Source organism: Planktothrix paucivesiculata PCC 9631 (genome assembly GCF_900009265.2).
GTDB classification, from domain to species: Bacteria; Cyanobacteriota; Cyanobacteriia; order Cyanobacteriales; family Microcoleaceae; genus Planktothrix; species Planktothrix paucivesiculata.
The window spans coordinates 187,042-204,485 of the sequence record NZ_LR735015.1 but is presented as its reverse complement, the minus strand read 5'-3'; the positions used below and the strand labels follow the sequence as shown (position 1 = coordinate 204,485).

Sequence of the window (17,444 nt, the reverse complement as noted above, 5' to 3'; positions counted from 1 at the left end):
TTCCTCAAGCCGATAAAATCCGACAGCAGAAAGGCTGGAGATAATCGCAGCCGGATCAATAACCCAGTATTTCTGCCCATCAAAAATAGATTGTTGTTAGACTCCGCCTTTGAGAATCATCATTGCTAAAATTCCCATCATCAAAATAAAGAACAGAACAATCATCCCGATGGATTGTTGTTTTGGTTTGTTGGGAGGTTGAGAAACTTTCATCATAATAAATAAATGATTAAGATCTACTTCCTTTAAGTTAACAGACTCCCATTAGTCTTGAGTCAAAATCTGGCTAAATTTTAAGTTTATGTAACTTTTCTTCAAGATTCTTTATTGAGTTAAACCGTGTTCTAGGGCATAACGGACTAATTCTGTTCGACTATTAGTTCCGGTTTTTGTAAACAGACGACTAACATATTTTTCCACATTCCGAACACTGGTTTCTAAATCCCGGGCTATTTCTTTATTCATTAATCCTTTGGCGACTAAATCTAAAACACTCTGTTCTCGGGGGGTTAAATCAATTTTAATCGGGGGTGGGGTTTGATGAATTCCACTTTTGCCTTTTAACATATTTTCAATGCGGGCAATTTGACCCGCTAAAGTGGCAATATCGGGATTTCCCTCGCTACTGCTATTTCTAAGGGCTGCTTGTCTGGCTAATAAATTTTTAACAATTACTACCAATTCTTCGGGATCAAAGGGTTTAGATAAATAGGCATCACACCCGGCTTGATAGCCTTGGATGCGATCGCTTTTCATGCCTTTTGCGGTGAGAAAAATAACGGGTAAGGCTTTAAAACGGGGGTCTTCCCGCATTTGTTTCAAAAATTGATAGCCGTCCACTTCCGGCATCATAATATCAGTAATCACTAAATCGGGTAAACTTTGCTGTAGGATTTCCCACCCTTGTTTGGCATTACTGGCGGTATCCACACTAAAATTACTATCTTCTAAATAGGCTTGTATGGCTTCTCGCAATCCGGGTTCATCATCTACTAATAACAATCTAGCAGGAACTTGAGGAACTACCACTTCAGATTCGGGAGGATTAATCGGACTAGACATTATATTGACCTAAATTTAACCTTTTTTCTCACTTTAGCGAAATTCTTGATTGAATTATATCGGTTAAAAGGACGGTTTTTACAGTTTTAGCAGAACTTGACAAAACTATTATCTTGTGAATTGGAGAGCGATCGCTTGTTTTTTGCAAAGAGCGATCGCTCCTTGGGAGTCTGATCCAGAATAGAGCAATCGGCCTAGGACTGATTAACTATTATGGATTTAAACTCTATCACCCATTACCAATTACCCATCCGTAATTCGTAATTCGTAATTCGTAATTCGTAATTCCTAACAATTATTCAACCGTTGACGTGCATTTTGTAGGGCTTGTTTCACCTGATCAAACCCTGTTCCCCCATAACTATTTCGAGCCGAAACCACTTGACGAGGAGCGATCGCGGCATAAATATCCGCTTCAAATTTAGGATGTAATTGTTGCCATTCTTCTAGGGTTAAATCCTTGAGTAATTTCCCAGCTTCTAAACAAGTTCTCACTACTTTTCCCACTAAACCATAGGCTTCTCGGAAGGGAATTCCTCGGGCGGCTAAATAATCAGCCACATCCGTTGCATTCGAGAAATCTTCCGCCACCGCTTCGGCTAAACGACTAGAGCGAAATTCTATGCCTTCGGCAATTAAAATGGTCATACATTCTAAACTACCTTTAACAGTTTTAACCGCATCAAATAACGCTTCTTTGTCCTCTTGTAAGTCTTTATTATAGGCTAAAGGTAATCCCTTCATCACCACTAATAACCCTTGTAAATGACCAAAAACCCGCCCGGTTTTTCCCCGCACTAATTCAGGAATATCGGGGTTTTTCTTTTGAGGCATAATACTCGAACCCGTGGAACAGCTATCGGTCAAAGTCACAAAACTAAATTCCTGAGAAGCCCAGAGGGTAATTTCTTCCGCCAGGCGGCTTAAATGTACCATAATTAAACTCGCCGCGCTCAAAAATTCAATAGCCCAATCTCGATCACTGACTCCATCTAAACTATTAGCATAAACCCGACCAAACCCCAATAATTCCGCGCTATAATGGCGATCAATGGGAAAAGTTGTGCCGGCTAAAGCTCCACTTCCTAACGGACAAATATCAACCCGTTTATAAACATCTCCTAACCGTTCCCAATCTCGGTTTAACATTTCCGTATAGGCTAATAAATGATGGGCTAAACTAATAGGTTGCGCTCGTTGCAGATGGGTATAACCCGGAATTAAAGTTTCCACATTAGTTTCAGCTAAATCTAATAATACCGTTTGAAAATCAACTAATTGTTGGCGAATTTGTTGAATTTGATCTCGTAAATATAAACGGGTATCGGTTCCCACTTGATCATTGCGAGATCTCGCTGTATGGAGTTTTTTACCGACATCTCCCACTAACTCCGTTAAGCGACGTTCAACGGCAAAATGAATATCTTCAGCATCAACACCCGGATTAAAATTTCCCTCCCGATATTCTTGACGAATTTGTTCTAAACCGGAAACCATTTTTTCGGCTTCATCGTGACTAATAATGCCAGTTTTTGCTAACATTTTAGCATGGGCAACTGATCCGGTCAAATCATATTCTATCAGTTGGATATCAAAACTAATACTGGCGTTAAATTCTGCGATCGCAGGATGCAGAGATTTCTCAAACCGTTGGCTCCAAGTTTTCGAGTTTGTTGTGGTCATAAATTTGGCTTTTTTTGATTCTGTTCTCAACACTACATAGTCAAGCGTCTTATGGGAACCCCAAAAAGTTCATCATGAACACAAGGGGGGACGCCGGGGCTGTTGACTCTGGGGAATGATATCGGGTCAAAACTGCTCCCCTTAAACACTAGGTGGCAAACCAGGAGCCACAACTGGCAAACCTTGAGATTCCCGATTTGCGACTTCTAAATTTAATTCTAATAGAAACTTTAGGGGATCATCGTTGGTTTTGATGCCGTAGGCTTGACAAACAAGTTGATCTAATTGGGCATGAAGTTTAGCGAGTTGACTAGCAGATTCATTAAAAAACTGGTTATATAGTTGGGTAATTCCCCACTGTTTGCGCTCCATTTGTTCGGTGCGATAATCATGGATAGTCTGCATTGCTACTCGAATTTCAGTTTTAGTTTTTTCGGGGCAATTTTGAGGAAAAGGGAAGGTTTCAAAACAAGTATTGTGAGTGTAGGCAATAGTTGTTCCAAGTGTGGATTTTTGTGCGTGCATCCAGATACGATGAGTGCCAGAAGTTAGAATACCAAGAACATAAAAATCATCAGAAGCCACAACAACTGATTTATCACCTGCTAAATAGTTCGATAAGAATGGAATAAAAATTGCCCATTTCGATACTCGGGGGACAGCGAAACAATAAGGTAAAGAAGCAAGAACTTTTCGCATTGCGGGACGTTTTTCACCATATTTCCACCAATTCAACTTTGTGGTCTGTCTTCTGTTTTTATCTCTTTCTGGTTTTACATGGGTTTTAACATGGTTGAAAGGAAGTTGGTATTCACTAGCATCTTCTAAAGTCATATCATTAAAATCAATAATCCATCGATCAGGTTTACCGTGAGGATTTTTTGCTAAGTTTGCTCCCATCGAAAATAGTTTGAGAACTGTTTGATTTATTGAATCGATTTTAATCCATTGTTGTACTTCTTTTTCTGTTATAAGAAATCCTTTACCAACGGGAATCACACCTTGAAAACACAAGTTAAGATTTGCCTTCAGTCGCACGGCTTGAGAAACATCAACCTCGGCTTTCAAAGCAGAATTAATGTTAGAGACAATTTTATGATCTATCCGGTAAGTTAATGCTTGATTTTCAGAAGTTTTCAGCCAATTAATAATACTGATATGTACATTAGCTTCACCAGACCAAGGTTGTGTAGAGATAACATCATAAATATAGCCGCCATTTTGGGTAATATAATCTAAGGAAACTTTACGACTTTTTCCCTGAGAAATAGAATTAGTTGCTACTAAACCAGCACGGCAATTTTCCCCCAAATGATTATGGGTAAGGCGAAACCAATAAGTGCAAAAATCCACATCTTTTACATCAGGAAATTTGGCAAAAATGCGATCAACATATTGATCACCTAAAACTAAACGAATATGTTTGCCACCCAAAAATGGAGGATTACCAATAATTATATTAACGGGTTCCCACTCACAAAATAAAGCATCATCACAGCGAATATTTTTATCTAAATTATCAAGAGGTAAGGCTTTATCCATATCTAATGCTAAGTTCATCTGCACCACATTCAGGGACTGATTTTCTTCATCTAGGGCTAATTTTTTAGCCAGCATTAAGGTTACTTTGGCTAATTCCACCGCAAAGGGTTTAATATCAATACCGTAAAATTGGCTAGTTTTTACTAAGGACATCGTACCAATTGTATTAGCAGCACGGGTAAAATTTTCATGAATCTTAGTCAGCAATTGTGCCTCTATTCGCTTGAGTTCCCGATAAGCAACATAGAGAAAATTACCACTCCCACAGGCTGGATCAAGCACTTTAAAATTAATTAATTCTTGCCGCAGTGCCAATAAGTCTTTTAAGGTATTTGCAGCTTCAATTCGTTCTCGCCAAGGGCGGATAATCGTGGGTAATACTACTTTTTGAATATCTGCCTCGCTGGTGTAGTGAGCGCCTAAAGCATGACGTTCTTCTTTACCCATACTCGACTCAAATAACCCGCCAAAAATCGCAGGCTCCACTTTTGACCAGCGTTCGGTTGCTGCTTCTAATAATAGGTCAATTTCGCTTCGGGTCAGGTGTATGGGTTCAACAATTGAGAAAATTCCCCCATTAAAATAGGATACATTATGATAGTGACTATCTTTAGGAGCCGGGCGATCGCTTCCCATTTGTCGAAATAAACCCCCAATCAAATCATAAGAACTAAATCGATTAGTTTGGCAATTGGTTAAAAATTCAGTGAATAAACCTCTCGGAAGTAAATCAATATCTTCAGCAAACAAAGCCACTACACATTGAAGAATAAACCGTTGAGCCGTTTCTACTTTTTCTCCTCGCTCTACTAAGCGATTAAAAACTTGAGCTACTTTATTAGCTGCATTGCGAGTTACATCAATTTTATTATTATTAAATAAAGGCTGTCGGTTTTCAGGAAATAGAAAGTTAAAGGCGGTAAAGCGATCGGGTAATTCTTCCAAACTCACCCGATCTACGGGTTCCCTAAGCTGAAGATCAAAATCATAAATCCAAAATTCATCAAAATTGCAAAGCACCACATATTTAGGACGTTGGGGGACTAATTCCAACCAATATTCAAACGCTTGTTGATAGTGTTTTTCTAGTTTTTCGCCCCGTTTTTTCATCTCTAATAATAACCGAGGTCGCCACAATAAATCAGCAAATTTGGTGGTTTTTCCTTTGGCTTTTACCCGATATTCTAGTTCGGCTCCAGCTTCTTTATAGCCTTGATGACCGAATGCTTGAAATAGGCGATCGCAAAAAACTTGCGCCTCTCCTTTTTCGTCTCCCTTCAAACTTTTGGCGTAGTCAATAAAGGTGTTAATATTAGTGAGTGTATTTGTCATTCTTCTATTTATGTATGGATAATAAGCTGTTTTGCATCTATAATGATGATTATAGTTGTTTTTTGGGTTGAATCAGTTGTTTTCAAGTCGCCATTAATTTTAGATCACTTTTACCTCTATTATTATAGACTGCGATCGCCACCCCAAACAACACAAAACAATTTTTAGCTATACTATTATATTAACCTCTATTTTATATTTTAGAAATAATGCTAACTGCGGGAACTTTACTTAACCATCGGTTTCGCCTAAAACGCCAAATTAATGAAAATCCTATTCGCCAAACTTGGTTAGCGGATGATTTATTACTGAAAGATAAAGCCGTTGTTAAATTATTAGCCTTGGGAGGTTCAATGCAATGGGAAGATTTGAAATTATTAGAGCGAGAAGCCCAAATTTTAAAACAATTAAATCATCCCCGTTTAGTCAAATATCGAGATTATTTTTCCCTAGATGATCAAAATATTTGGTTTGCTTTAGTTACTGAATATATTCCGGGTGATTCTCTCAAAAAAAAGTTAGACAATCATCATCTATTTACTCAACAACAACTCTACTGGATCGGATTTGAAGTTTTAGAAAATCTTAATTATTTACATCAACTTCATCCCCCTATTTTACATCGGGATATTAAACCGAGTAATTTGATTTGGGGAGAAGATCATCATATCTATTTAATTGATTTAGGTTCGGTACAAATTCAACCCAGAACCCCCGGATCAAGTTTTACCGTTGTGGGAACTTTTGGTTATACTCCCATTGAACAATTTGGCGGTTTAGCCGTTCAATCTTCCGATTTATATAGTTTAGGAGCCACATTAATTCATCTGTTAACGGGTGTTCCTCCGGCGGAATTACCTCAAGAAAAGTTTAAAATGAAGTTCAACGGGGATATCCTAGATCCGGCGTTTAAAAGTTGGTTAGAAACCTTAATAGAACCCGCAGTAGAATCTCGTTTTGCAACTGCTCAAATGGCTTTATATGCGTTAAATTACCAACCAAAACAGCTTTTCAAAAAAACCTCAGAACCTCGTTTAAAGTTGTCCCAATCTTCTGACCAGTTAAAAGTTGATATTCCGTCTCAATTTTCCCTACAATATATTTCTCCAGTCCAGAAATTTTTATTAAATCAGATCAATTTAGTTAAAAAGGGTTGGGAAATTGTTCCGGGTTCGATTATAATTAAAGGATTGGGATTAGGTGCGATCGCTTGTTTAAGCACCTACCAACTTTATACTATTCTAAATCCAGCTATCTGGGAACAGTTTGACTTAGGGTTAGTTATTCTATTCTATTTAATTTTGTTAGGTATTCCCGTGGGGATAATCGGATTAATTTACAAAGCTATTATTGATTATAAACCCTTTGAAAAAGTTCGACTAAATTTTAATAATAAAACCTTTGAAATTTTTTGGTTATCTTATTTACCCTTTCGCAAACAAGGAGAAATCTCCCAAATTCAACAAATTAACTTAATTAGAACCCCCGATAATCAGGGTAATTTTTATCCCAGCTTAGAAATTGTCACCCAAGAACCCAATATTTTCTTTTTATCCCGTCGCAAAACCTATCGTTTTGGGCATCAATTACCCGAAGAAGAATTAAAAGGGTTAAAACAAGAATTGCAGAAATGGCTTGCTTCTCAAACAAATCTCCATTAAACTAAAATATTATTATTAATCAACTTAGGATATGTAATTTTATGGCATGGTTTGAACGTATTTTTGGCGAAATTACGGGTGATACTCCCATCAAACCTCCCAATGATGCTGTACAACAGGCGGCGGCCAGTGCTTCCCTTCCCCCCGAAAGAATTGGAATTGCGGGAGAATATGATGAAAGCGGGTTAGCTAAACGGGTGACTTTAGCCTTTGATGAAGACCCCGAACTTAACGATATTGGTTCCCTGTGGGTGTCCCAAAAAGGTGCAACTGTGGTTCTCAAGGGAAAAGTCCCCAGTCAAGGTTTTCTGGAAAAAGCCATCAATATTGCCGAATTTCAAGCCGGAACTCTGACTGTTGATAGTTCCCAGGTGACGATTGAGTAGGGGAGTTGGCAGGGCTGTTTCATGTTTGAAAATTATCGCCTACTTTTGGGTCATAATTCTCAAACATGATAGCTATTTTCCGAATAATTAATATTTTATATAATTGCTATATTAATATTAATTATAGGAGATATCATCTAAACAGCATAAATCTATAAATCTGTCTAATCTGACAATCCTCGTTTTAAATCTATTGCTAATTTGCTAAAACTTAATTTAGAAATTGTTCCGGTAAGCACCCATTGTCTAACTATTAATCCTAACCAGATTCCCGCTAAAAAAATGATCCAAAATATTAGGACAGATTGGGATTCAAGACCACTGGTTAAATTCATGCCAAATACGCAGGAAATCGCCGTTAGCGGAAAGAAAATTGAGGCTAAAGTATTAAGACGATTGGCTGCTTTAGTTGAGGATTCTGCTTCTTTGGCGACTTTGAAATCCAGAGCATTTTTTGTGTTAATATAAAGAATATCTAAGGTACGTTCAATTTCATAAGCCCCATCTCTTAAATCAATTAGATCTCGATCTTGAGGTATGGCTTCTCTGGCGGTTTGTAAGGTAGCGTGCAGGTTTTCTATTGCTAACTGTAGGGGGGTAATCGCTTCTAAGAGTGTAAAATAATCTTCGGCTGTTTTAGCAATTTTATAGAATTGATTTAATTCTTCTTCGGCTGAATTATACTCTTTAATATGATTGGTTAATTGTTGCAGTGCCACACCGCCTTTACTACATTCCCAACGACCATCGGGTTTTCGCCAAAATAATACGGCATCTCGATCGCGATCGCCTGTTTCTGGAGCTTTGTGTAATACTAATAATAGATTATCTTCCGCTACGATAGCCCGTTGTTTACCAAAACTTTTTTGACCCAAGCGATCGGAAATTGTGACGGGAAGATTCCAGGTCAGGGGTAATTTCATGAGAGTAATCGGTAATGGGTAATGGGTAATACTTCGACTTCGCTCAGTAACAGGGTTTTGGATTAATAACTGGTAAGGGCAGGTTCTTTTAGACTTTTGTTAATTACCGGGAATCGTGATGAACCCGCCCCTACAACTGGTTATTTTTTGTCTTTTTTTCCGTGAGGATGTTCGGGTTTTGGTTCGGGTTCAGAAGACTTTAATGCTTCATCTAAAACGGCTCTAGCTTCTTCAGCTTTGCCCCTAGCTTCTCGATATCTAAGATTAGAAACCGCGAAATTTTTTAACACCTTAAATCCATCTTTTAACTCGGTTATTTCTTCCACAGTCACAGGTTGATCTGTGAACAAAATATCAATTGCTTCTCGCACTTTTAAGGCTTCTTCCCTTGATTCCATCATTTTCAATTTCAAAGAAGCCAAATTACTCAGAATTTGCACCGCTTCGGAAATTGCATCTTCTTCTTCTAAGGGACTATCATCGGGTTCTTTGACTTCGATAAACTGTTGGGGACTAAAGCCTTCTTCCAATTCCGTTGGCAGTTTTCCCGTATCCATCAATTCCATCAGTTTGTCCATCGCTTTCTCCCGGGCTTGAGATGAATCTTTGCCACGGACGGTAAGAACGATTTCGGGACTTTGAGCTAGGGTGTAGCGAACCATATTAACAAAAACTGCCTACTATAACTGCTAGGATCTATTGTAACAAAGATTAGGTTAAGTTTGTCTACAAATTTTGAGTTAATATTTGCAAAAAAATCCCTCTAACGCTTAAAATAGTCTCAAGAAAATGGATTGATATAATTTTTAGTTGAGTTTAAACGATGAAAGAACAATTGATTAAATGGTTAAATCTAGTTTTAGTGGCTAATGTTTTTTTTGTATTATTCAGTTTTTTTTGGTTAGTGGTTGCGGTTTTAGGCCATTCTTTTAAAGTTAATCTGGGGTTGGATTTATGGTATAAACTTTGGGAACCTGTCTTTACTCCGGCCATTGGGATTTTAATGGGGGGAGCAATTTTGAGTTGGGCAATTGGTAAAATTAATCAATTATTTTTTAGTCCAAAATCTGATTAATCGTGAAATTAAGGTTGGGTTTGAGCATCTCTAAACCCCAACCTTGATCTGGTTTCTAGGTTATACCTAGAAATACTATTAATGGAGACTCTGCTTCAAATAATAGGAGGCGAAGCCTCAAAACTAGCGTTCCAATGCTCTGCATTGGAACCAGAGAAACATCTAAAAAACTAAGGAATTATCAGGAATATTCCCCAAGCTAAAAGGGAAAAAATCAAAACAAAACCCATTCGCCAATAAAAGCGATCACGTTCATACTTTTGCATTGGTTTTAACCTCCTTTTAATCTTAGGTAATTTATAAAGTCCTTATTTTTTGAGTTTTTCTCCTAATAGTTGATTAGTGAGTTTAGGGTCAGCCCGCCCCCCAGTTTTTTTCATGATTTGACCGACAAAAAATCCTTGGAGTTTAGTTTTTCCGGCGTGATATTGTTCTAATTCCTTGGGATTTTCAATCAAAACTTGATCAATAATTTCTGCTAAAGCTGTAGGATCGGATAATTGAATTAACCCTTTAGCTTCCACTAAAACTTTAGGAGATCCACCTTGAGTTAACAATTCCGGTAATAAATCCTTAGCAATTTTACCGCTAATAGTTCCCGCTTCAATTAAAGCAATTAATTCCGCTAATCCTTCAGGTTTTAGGGCGATTTCAGTAACACTACATTTTTCATTTTTCAGATGGGCTGTGATATCCCCCATAATCCAATTTACCGCTTGTTTAATATTAGCCCCGGCGGCAATTGTGGCTTCAAAATATTCAGAAACCGGGTGATCATCCGTTAATACGCGGGTATCGTAGGGGGATAATCCTATTTCTGATTCATAGCGATGGCGTTTTTCTGCGGGAAGTTCGGGGAGTTGAGATTTCCAGGTTTTGAGTTGTTCAGCAGATACTTGAATCGGTGGAAGATCGGGTTCAGGAAAATAGCGATAATCGCTTGATCCTTCTTTTTTCCGCATACTAATTGTACGTTGACTTCCTTCTTCCCATAACCGAGTTTCTTGAACAATTTCTTCCCCGGTTTCAATGGCGTTAATTTGCCGTTCGATTTCATGATCAATCGCCCGTTGAATGGCACTAAAAGAGTTCATGTTTTTGATTTCGACTTTAGTTCCGAACTCTTTTTGTCCCACTGGACGCACGGAAATATTTACATCACATCGCAGTGAACCCTCTTGCATATTGCCATCACTCACGCCCAAATAACGCACGATGCGACGCAATTCTTGGGCATATTCGGCGGCTTCTTGTCCCGAACGAATATCAGGTTCAGAGACAATTTCAGCTAAAGCAATACCCGCCCGATTATAATCAACCATTGAATAGGTAGAACCGGAAAGGCGATCGCTTCCACCATGGACTAATTTTCCCGCATCTTCTTCAATATGTAAGCGAGTTATCCCAATAGTTTTGCGAGTTGCACTGCCATCTTCATCGACAATTTCTATTTCTAAATGACCCTTGATGGCAATGGGTAAATCATATTGAGAAATTTGATAATTTTTGGGCAAATCAGGATAAAAATATTGTTTGCGATCAAATTTACTGTAAGGGGCAATTTCACAATTCAAGGCTAACCCGGCTTTTACCGCATATTCTAAGACTTTTTCATTTAAGACAGGTAGGACACCGGGTAATCCCATACAAATCGGGTCAATATTCATATTAGGATCGGCCCCAAATTTCGTCGAGGAATTGGAGAAAATTTTGGTTTCGGTGTTCAATTGACAATGGGTTTCTAACCCAATAATCGCTTCGTATTCTGTTTTAACAGGTGCAGTAGCAGTCATAGACATCCATCAGAATTTTTTTAACAACTATTCCCTATATTATAGCAATTTTCGAGAGATTGTAATATTTTATCGAGACAAAATACTGTAAAATACTAATCTTAAGCTGAGTTTGTATGTTTGATCATGGTAATTCCTAATTCTCCCGTCTTATCACCTAATAAGTGTACGGGGGTTAACCCTCGGTTAAAGATTGACACCTTTCGAGAAAAATGTCCCCTTGCTGCCGGAGAGGATGTGATTCAGGGGTTAACCCAAAGCCCAAAAACCTTACCGCCTAAATATTTCTATGATGATCAAGGATCATTATTGTTTGAAAAAATTTGTGATTTACCCGAATATTATTTAACCCGTACAGAAACAAAAATTTTACAAAATTATGCTTCAGAAATTGCTCATTTAACTGGCTCCTGTGAAATTGTAGAATTGGGAAGTGGGAGTTCTACAAAAACTCGGATTCTATTAGACGCTTATCGAGATTTAGATCATCCGTTGCATTATTTACCCATTGATATTAGTGGTGGAATTTTAGAGCAAAGTGCTTATAATCTGTTGGAAAATTACCCAACGCTACATATTCATGGAATTGTGAGTACCTATGAAACGGCTTTAAAACATCTAAATCCTTCTCCCCTCCCTGCCCGAATGATTGGGTTTATTGGCAGTACCTTGGGCAATTTAAAACCGGAAGAATGCCATGTTTTCTTTTCCCATATTGTGGAGGCTTTGCAACCGGGGGATTATTTTTTATTGGGGGTTGATTTACACAAATCCCCATCAATTTTAGAACCTGCTTATGATGATAACCAGGGGGTGACAGCAGCATTTAACCTGAATATGTTGCAACATTTAAACCATCTGTTTGAAGGGAATTTTGATTTACAGAACTTTGAACATTTAGCATTTTATAATCAGACCGACCATCAAATTGAAATGCACTTAAAAAGCTTGCGATCGCAAACTGTTGAACTTAAAAAGCTCAATTTAGCCATTGAATTTGCCGCCGAAGAAACCATTCATACGGAAATTTCTCGCAAGTTTGAACTGGAAAAAATCCAAGCGGAATTAGAGGATTTAGGCTTAGTTTCTGTCAAGACTTGGACAGACGAAAATCAATGGTTTGGTTTGATTTTGTATCAATTAAAGGTGGTTTAAGATTCAGTGACCTCAAGGAAGCATTGAATCTTAAAGTCTTCCTTGAGTAATTTTATTTGAGCCAATCTTCCCCGACCCTAATGGTTAAATCCGACCCCATATCACCCGTTGCCGAAGATTTAAGCTCACCTAAACCCAGGGTTTTTTGCATGAGTTTAGCCGCCCCTAAATCTCCTCCTTGAACAATAATTTGGGTTTTCAGTTGTTGATTAGATTCACTCGGGACTAAATAAACTTGATTAAACCCTTGATTGGATAAAAAATCTAACATTTTATCCACTGCTTTCGGATTACTAGAAGTATTTTGAATCGCAATTTTTAAATCCTTAGATAAAGTTTCATAAGCAGAAGGTTCGTAGGCACTTTTTAAAATAAATCCAGTAGAATCTAATCTAAAATATTGATACATAACCCGATCGCGTCCCCGCTCATCTATTAACCAATAACTACTATTAGAATATTCCTCCGAACTAGAACGACCGGGTAACATCACCATTTTAAAGTTCTGAGGTTCCAGATTCAATCCAAAATTAACTAAGGTTAAAATTTCTTCAAAACTTAAATTAGTATCAATATATTTTTGCATAATCCGAATAATTTCAGGAACACGAGGTAAAACCGTCGGATCTTTCAGCCGCACTAAAATCGCTTCCATTAAGGCTTGTTGACGCTGTACCCGGCCTAAATCGCCATAACCATCTCCGCGAAACCTGACAAATTGATCGGCCTGTTCACCATTAATTGTTTGCCAACCAGCAGCCAAATCAATATTTAATTTTTGGGTTTTATCCTGATAGGACATCGGTTGGGGAATATAAACTTCTACTCCTCCCAAAAAATCAACCAATTCTCGAAATGCGCCACTACTAACTCGAATATAACGGTTAATTTGAACTTTATTTAAAATATTTTGAACCACTTCTTTTGCTAATTTAGGCCCACCCCAATAGTTAGCTTCATTAATTTTTCCCGTACCATAACCCGGAATTTCAACTTGAGTATCCCGGGGAATAGATAATAAACTAACTGATTTATCTTGGGGTTGAAAATTTACAAATAAAACCGTATCACTGCGACCTTTAAATAGATCGGGGGACGAGGAGGAACTATTTGGACTTCCATCAATTCCCAGGACTAAAATATTAACGGGACGAGATAAACTATATTTAAACCGATGTTGCCAGAGTCCATCTAAAATATTAGATTCTGGTTCGGTAAAATCAAATTTTTCAGGAGTTAATAAAGCCGTCACCGCGCCCAAAATTGCCGAGGTACTAGCTAAGAATAAAATAATAAAACTAAAAAAGAATAGTTGCAGAATCTTAGGCTTTTTGCGAGAAGGGAATGGAGAAGTCATGCTGATTTAAGGATAGCTTTTATTTAAACCTAGAAACTAGAATCCTATCGTCTAACAGTTGGGTTAATTTGTCAAGACAATTGCATCATCTTTGATATTCTCCATTCCCTGTTAATCAAATCTTTAAACTTGCAATCCCGCTTCCCGTAGCCGCTCAATGGAAATCTTAGCGGATTCAGAGACTTGAGAATGACTATCTTTGGCTAAATAATTTAATGCAGAAAGGCTTTTAGGTGTAACCAAATTGCCCAGAGCTTCTGCTAAACGTTGCCGCACTAACCAATCTTCCGCCTGAGCAAATCGCAGAATTTTATCAACGGATTCCACATCTTTAATTTCTCCGATCGCAGCAATTGCAGCTTGATGTAAAATCACTTCATCACTTTCTAATGCAGCCAATAAAACATCCCGAGCCCTAATATCTTTGAGGTTTCCCAGGGAGACCGCCGCACTAAATCTAACTAGCCAATCTGTATCCTCATAAAAAGCTCTAACTAAAGGTTCAAATGCTCGAATATCTCCCAGATATCCCAGGGCTCCGGCTGCATCGGCTCTCACCCCATAATCCGGGTCATTTTCTAATAGTTTCACTAACAGAAAATAGCATTCTTCCGTAGGTTTAATTCCCAGGGCAAAAATTGCCATAGAACGGACTTGTAAACTTTCATCATTTAGCACTTTTTTAATTAAAGGAACAGCATCCTCTGGAGTAACATTTCTCAAAGAAGCTAATCCTAATAAGCGATCGCGTAAGTTTTTGCTATCTAGCTGATGGGCAATATTTTCTAAATTCAACGGTTGACTCATTTGTAAATCAGGTTTAACTAAATCTTTACTTATTATAGCCAGGTTAGAAAAAATTTGCAGAATTAATGGCTAGAGTTTTTGATGCACCATAAAATGTCCCCAATGTTCTTCTCCTTGACGGCTAGGGGTTGATTCAGTCACCGGATGCAGGGAAACAATCTGAAATTTCCCTTGAAAATACTGTCGAATCTCCGCCGGGGTGATGCCAAAAGGTGGCCCTCCGGCACGGGAGTGGGTAAAAAATAATCCGAATAATTGCCCCTGGGGTTTCAGAATTGACTCAACTAAATTGACATAATTAGGGCGTCGATCTGGGGAAATCGCACAAAAACAAGTATGTTCAATCACATAATCAAACTGTCCTAAAAACTCCTGGGGTAAGTCAAAAATATCCTGTTTTAAAAATTTTGCTGAAGTCGGTAAATATTCTCCCGATCCCTTGAGAATTGACGATTGATTAATTAATAATTGTTGATGGTTTAATGCGTCTTTAATCGCAGAAGTAGCAAAATCAAACCCAATCACCTCAAACCCATAACTAGCAAATAATAGGGCATCATAGCCCCTTCCACAGCCTAAAACCGCCGTTTTTCCCGGGGGTGGAGCCTCAGAAGATTGCAAAAACCTAACAAATGGCGAGGCAGGTTCTCCTAAGTCCCAGCCTGTAGTTCCCTGTTGATAGCGTTCTTCCCAAAAATTTCCTTCATTAACGGATACAATCATAACCATCCTATTGTTGAATTAAGTTAAACTAATTATAGACTTGCTGATTTTTTAATGTTAAAAATCTCGTGCATCTTCCTACGAACCTTTTTAGAGTATTGTTATGGAATTTTACCAGTCTGTGCGTTATTCATCTGCTTTAGAACAAGCCATTGATCGGAATCCATTTATTGTAACACCAGAAACTTGTTTAGCAGATGTGATCAAAATACTAGGTCAATCTCAAAATCATTGTCTTTTAAACCCCGGTAGTTCTTTAATAGAAGAATCTCGGGCAAGCTGTGTTTTAGTTATTAATCAAGACTCGGAAGAAATTACTCCGATACTTCCCGATGAACAACCTCAGATGGCTTCGGTTGTAGGAATAATCACGGAACGAGATATTGTTCAGTTAATGGCAACAGAAATTTTAGATCCTGTCATCAAAAAAAATCTTAATAAAATCCGAGTCGCTGAAATCATGTCTCCAATTTCTATTAGTTTAACAGAATCGGATGATCAAGATATTTTTACAGCTTTATCCCTATTTCGGCAATATCAAATTTTACATTTACCCGTTTTAGATATTCGAGGTCAATTAGTGGGAGTGATTACCCCAGAAAGAATTCGTCAGGTTTTACAACCCGCTAATATTTTAAGATTACGACGAGTTGGAGATGAAATGATCACCCAAGTAATTACGGCTCCAGTCACAACATCCGTATTAAGTTTAGCGCAAATGATGACCGCCCATCAAGCGAGTTATGTGGTTATTTTTCAAGCTGGAACTCAGAAAAAATTAACCCCCATTGGATTAGTTACGGAACAGGATATTGTGGAGGCGCAATTTTTAGAATTAGATTTAACGGCGACTTATGCAACAACGGTAATGAGAAATCTGTCGTTTTCTTTGAAAATTAATGATTCTCTGTGGATGGCGCATCAAGAAATGCAAAAACAACAGGTACAACGACTAATTGTTTGTGGCGATGAAGGGGAGTTATTAGGAATTATTACACAGGTTAGTTTATTAAGAATGCTTGACCCGACGGAAATGTATCGGGTGGTTAAACAACTCCAACAATCAGTTCATCAATTGCAAACGGAAAAATTAGAATTGTTAAAAAGCCGGAATGCTGAACTAGAAAGACAAGTTCAAGAACGCACTTCTAAGGTGGAAGAACTGCAACAGTTAAATATTCTCAAGGATGATTTTTTGAGTACGGTTTCCCATGAACTCCGCACACCTCTAGCTAATATGAAAATGGCAATTCATATGTTAAAAATTGTCCCCGATTCAGAACGAGGTAAAAAATATTTAGAAATATTAGAATCTGAATGTATGCGAGAAACTAATTTAATTAATGATTTATTAGATTTACAACGTTTGGAATCTTCCGCCGCACCTATTCCCCTGGAAAATTTAGATTTATTAGAATGGTTACCTAATATTATTAATCCTTTTTATTCTCGAACTCAACAGCGAAATCAGATATTAAATGTCGCCTATTATCCTTATCTAAAAGCCATAAAAACTAATTGTAATAGTTTAGAACGAGTTCTCGCTGAACTGTTAAATAATGCCTGTAAATATACACCCAATGGGGGCGAAATTTTCCTAGGAATTCATTATCAGGGTTTGTCTAACTGGCAAGAATTAACGTCAGAATCTAAAAATAAACGCAAAAAAAACAAACAAGATATTCCTCTGACTTCTCCCCCAATTTCCGATACCTTACAAATTGTGATTCGCAACCAAGCCGAAATTCCCGAAGAAGAACTTCCCCGAATTTTTGAAAAGTTCTATCGAGTTCCGAATGCAGACCCCTGGAAGCAAGGGGGAACAGGGTTAGGGTTAGCATTAGTGCAAAAGTTAGTTGCACAATTAGGCGGAACAGTTCAAGTTAAAAGTATCCAAAATTTTACCACTTTTACGATTGAATTTCCCTGTTAAGTTCAGTTCTGA

General features: G+C 37.9%; 14 protein-coding genes. 5 read left to right on the top strand and 9 right to left on the bottom strand.

What is annotated here, in order from left to right; translation table 11 throughout:
• Window positions 1-324: 324 nt before the first annotated feature.
• The 3 genes from PL9631_RS12665 to PL9631_RS12655 form a co-directional block, all read right to left on the bottom strand.
• The gene (locus PL9631_RS12665) at window positions 325-1,062 is read right to left on the bottom strand and encodes a response regulator transcription factor (RefSeq protein ID WP_083620789.1); all 738 of its coding nucleotides are present in this window, start codon (window positions 1,060-1,062) and stop codon (window positions 325-327) included.
• 288 nt (window positions 1,063-1,350) lie between these two features.
• Window positions 1,351-2,745 (bottom strand): argininosuccinate lyase, encoded by a 1,395-nt coding sequence (argH, locus tag PL9631_RS12660; RefSeq protein WP_083620788.1) that lies wholly within the window; start codon window positions 2,743-2,745, stop codon window positions 1,351-1,353.
• A 141-nt stretch (window positions 2,746-2,886) separates the two neighbouring features.
• The gene (locus tag PL9631_RS12655; RefSeq protein ID WP_083620786.1) at window positions 2,887-5,619 is read right to left on the bottom strand and encodes a class I SAM-dependent DNA methyltransferase; all 2,733 of its coding nucleotides are present in this window, start codon (window positions 5,617-5,619) and stop codon (window positions 2,887-2,889) included.
• A gap of 209 nt (window positions 5,620-5,828) precedes the next feature.
• Between PL9631_RS12655 and PL9631_RS12650 the strand changes: the two genes are divergently transcribed.
• Together PL9631_RS12650 and PL9631_RS12645 are read left to right on the top strand one after the other, a co-directional pair.
• On the top strand, window positions 5,829-7,280 hold the full coding sequence (locus tag PL9631_RS12650) for a serine/threonine protein kinase (protein ID WP_083620785.1): 1,452 nt from the start codon (window positions 5,829-5,831) through the stop codon (window positions 7,278-7,280).
• A 41-nt stretch (window positions 7,281-7,321) separates the two neighbouring features.
• Window positions 7,322-7,666 (top strand): phospholipid-binding protein, encoded by a 345-nt coding sequence (locus PL9631_RS12645; protein WP_083620783.1) that lies wholly within the window; start codon window positions 7,322-7,324, stop codon window positions 7,664-7,666.
• A gap of 164 nt (window positions 7,667-7,830) precedes the next feature.
• Here the strand turns inward: PL9631_RS12645 and PL9631_RS12640 are convergent, their stop codons facing one another.
• Both PL9631_RS12640 and PL9631_RS12635 read right to left on the bottom strand, forming a co-directional pair.
• Window positions 7,831-8,589 carry a CorA family divalent cation transporter gene (locus PL9631_RS12640; RefSeq protein ID WP_083620782.1) on the bottom strand — a complete coding sequence of 253 codons (759 nt, stop codon included), beginning with the start codon at window positions 8,587-8,589 and terminating at the stop codon, window positions 7,831-7,833.
• A gap of 140 nt (window positions 8,590-8,729) precedes the next feature.
• The gene (locus PL9631_RS12635) at window positions 8,730-9,251 is read right to left on the bottom strand and encodes a hypothetical protein (protein WP_083620780.1); all 522 of its coding nucleotides are present in this window, start codon (window positions 9,249-9,251) and stop codon (window positions 8,730-8,732) included.
• 161 nt (window positions 9,252-9,412) lie between these two features.
• Between PL9631_RS12635 and PL9631_RS12630 the strand changes: the two genes are divergently transcribed.
• Entirely contained in the window at window positions 9,413-9,664 is a 252-nt protein-coding gene (locus PL9631_RS12630; protein WP_083620779.1) for a hypothetical protein, read from the top strand.
• 308 nt (window positions 9,665-9,972) lie between these two features.
• Here the strand turns inward: PL9631_RS12630 and gatB are convergent, their stop codons facing one another.
• On the bottom strand, window positions 9,973-11,457 hold the full coding sequence (gene gatB, locus PL9631_RS12625; protein WP_083620777.1) for an Asp-tRNA(Asn)/Glu-tRNA(Gln) amidotransferase subunit GatB: 1,485 nt from the start codon (window positions 11,455-11,457) through the stop codon (window positions 9,973-9,975).
• Window positions 11,458-11,583: 126 nt separating this feature from the next.
• On the opposite strand from gatB, the gene egtD reads away from it, so the two are divergent.
• Window positions 11,584-12,612, top strand: a complete 1,029-nt coding sequence (gene egtD / locus PL9631_RS12620; protein WP_083620775.1) for an L-histidine N(alpha)-methyltransferase — start codon at window positions 11,584-11,586, stop codon at window positions 12,610-12,612.
• Between the two features lie 52 nt (window positions 12,613-12,664).
• Here egtD and PL9631_RS12615 read toward each other — a convergent pair whose 3' ends face one another.
• The 3 genes from PL9631_RS12615 to PL9631_RS12605 all read right to left on the bottom strand — a co-directional run bounded on the left by PL9631_RS12615 (window position 12,665) and on the right by PL9631_RS12605 (window position 15,499).
• Window positions 12,665-13,969: an LCP family protein gene (locus tag PL9631_RS12615; RefSeq protein WP_083620773.1), complete on the bottom strand. Its 1,305-nt coding sequence runs from the start codon at window positions 13,967-13,969 to the stop codon at window positions 12,665-12,667.
• Between the two features lie 123 nt (window positions 13,970-14,092).
• Window positions 14,093-14,776, bottom strand: coding sequence for a HEAT repeat domain-containing protein (locus tag PL9631_RS12610; RefSeq protein WP_083620771.1), 684 nt, complete (start codon window positions 14,774-14,776; stop codon window positions 14,093-14,095).
• A 69-nt stretch (window positions 14,777-14,845) separates the two neighbouring features.
• Window positions 14,846-15,499, bottom strand: a complete 654-nt coding sequence (locus tag PL9631_RS12605) for a methyltransferase domain-containing protein (RefSeq protein ID WP_197046365.1) — start codon at window positions 15,497-15,499, stop codon at window positions 14,846-14,848.
• A gap of 103 nt (window positions 15,500-15,602) precedes the next feature.
• Here PL9631_RS12605 and PL9631_RS12600 point away from each other — a divergent pair, with 103 nt between their 5' ends.
• Entirely contained in the window at window positions 15,603-17,432 is a 1,830-nt protein-coding gene (locus PL9631_RS12600) for a CBS domain-containing protein (protein ID WP_083620770.1), read from the top strand.
• Window positions 17,433-17,444 lie beyond the last annotated feature (12 nt).

Coding starts and splice junctions, on each gene's coding strand:
- PL9631_RS12645 (WP_083620783.1), top strand. CDS start 7,322: ATGGCATGGTTTGAACGTATTTTTGGCGAAATTACGGGTGATACTCCC.
- PL9631_RS12640 (WP_083620782.1), bottom strand. CDS start 8,589: ATGAAATTACCCCTGACCTGGAATCTTCCCGTCACAATTTCCGATCGC.
- PL9631_RS12665 (WP_083620789.1), bottom strand. CDS start 1,062: ATGTCTAGTCCGATTAATCCTCCCGAATCTGAAGTGGTAGTTCCTCAA.
- PL9631_RS12650 (WP_083620785.1), top strand. CDS start 5,829: ATGCTAACTGCGGGAACTTTACTTAACCATCGGTTTCGCCTAAAACGC.
- PL9631_RS12610 (WP_083620771.1), bottom strand. CDS start 14,776: ATGAGTCAACCGTTGAATTTAGAAAATATTGCCCATCAGCTAGATAGC.
- PL9631_RS12630 (WP_083620779.1), top strand. CDS start 9,413: ATGAAAGAACAATTGATTAAATGGTTAAATCTAGTTTTAGTGGCTAAT.
- PL9631_RS12600 (WP_083620770.1), top strand. CDS start 15,603: ATGGAATTTTACCAGTCTGTGCGTTATTCATCTGCTTTAGAACAAGCC.
- PL9631_RS12615 (WP_083620773.1), bottom strand. CDS start 13,969: ATGACTTCTCCATTCCCTTCTCGCAAAAAGCCTAAGATTCTGCAACTA.
- argH (WP_083620788.1), bottom strand. CDS start 2,745: ATGACCACAACAAACTCGAAAACTTGGAGCCAACGGTTTGAGAAATCT.
- gatB (WP_083620777.1), bottom strand. CDS start 11,457: ATGACTGCTACTGCACCTGTTAAAACAGAATACGAAGCGATTATTGGG.
- PL9631_RS12635 (WP_083620780.1), bottom strand. CDS start 9,251: ATGGTTCGCTACACCCTAGCTCAAAGTCCCGAAATCGTTCTTACCGTC.
- PL9631_RS12655 (WP_083620786.1), bottom strand. CDS start 5,619: ATGACAAATACACTCACTAATATTAACACCTTTATTGACTACGCCAAA.
- PL9631_RS12605 (WP_197046365.1), bottom strand. CDS start 15,499: ATGATTGTATCCGTTAATGAAGGAAATTTTTGGGAAGAACGCTATCAA.
- egtD (WP_083620775.1), top strand. CDS start 11,584: ATGGTAATTCCTAATTCTCCCGTCTTATCACCTAATAAGTGTACGGGG.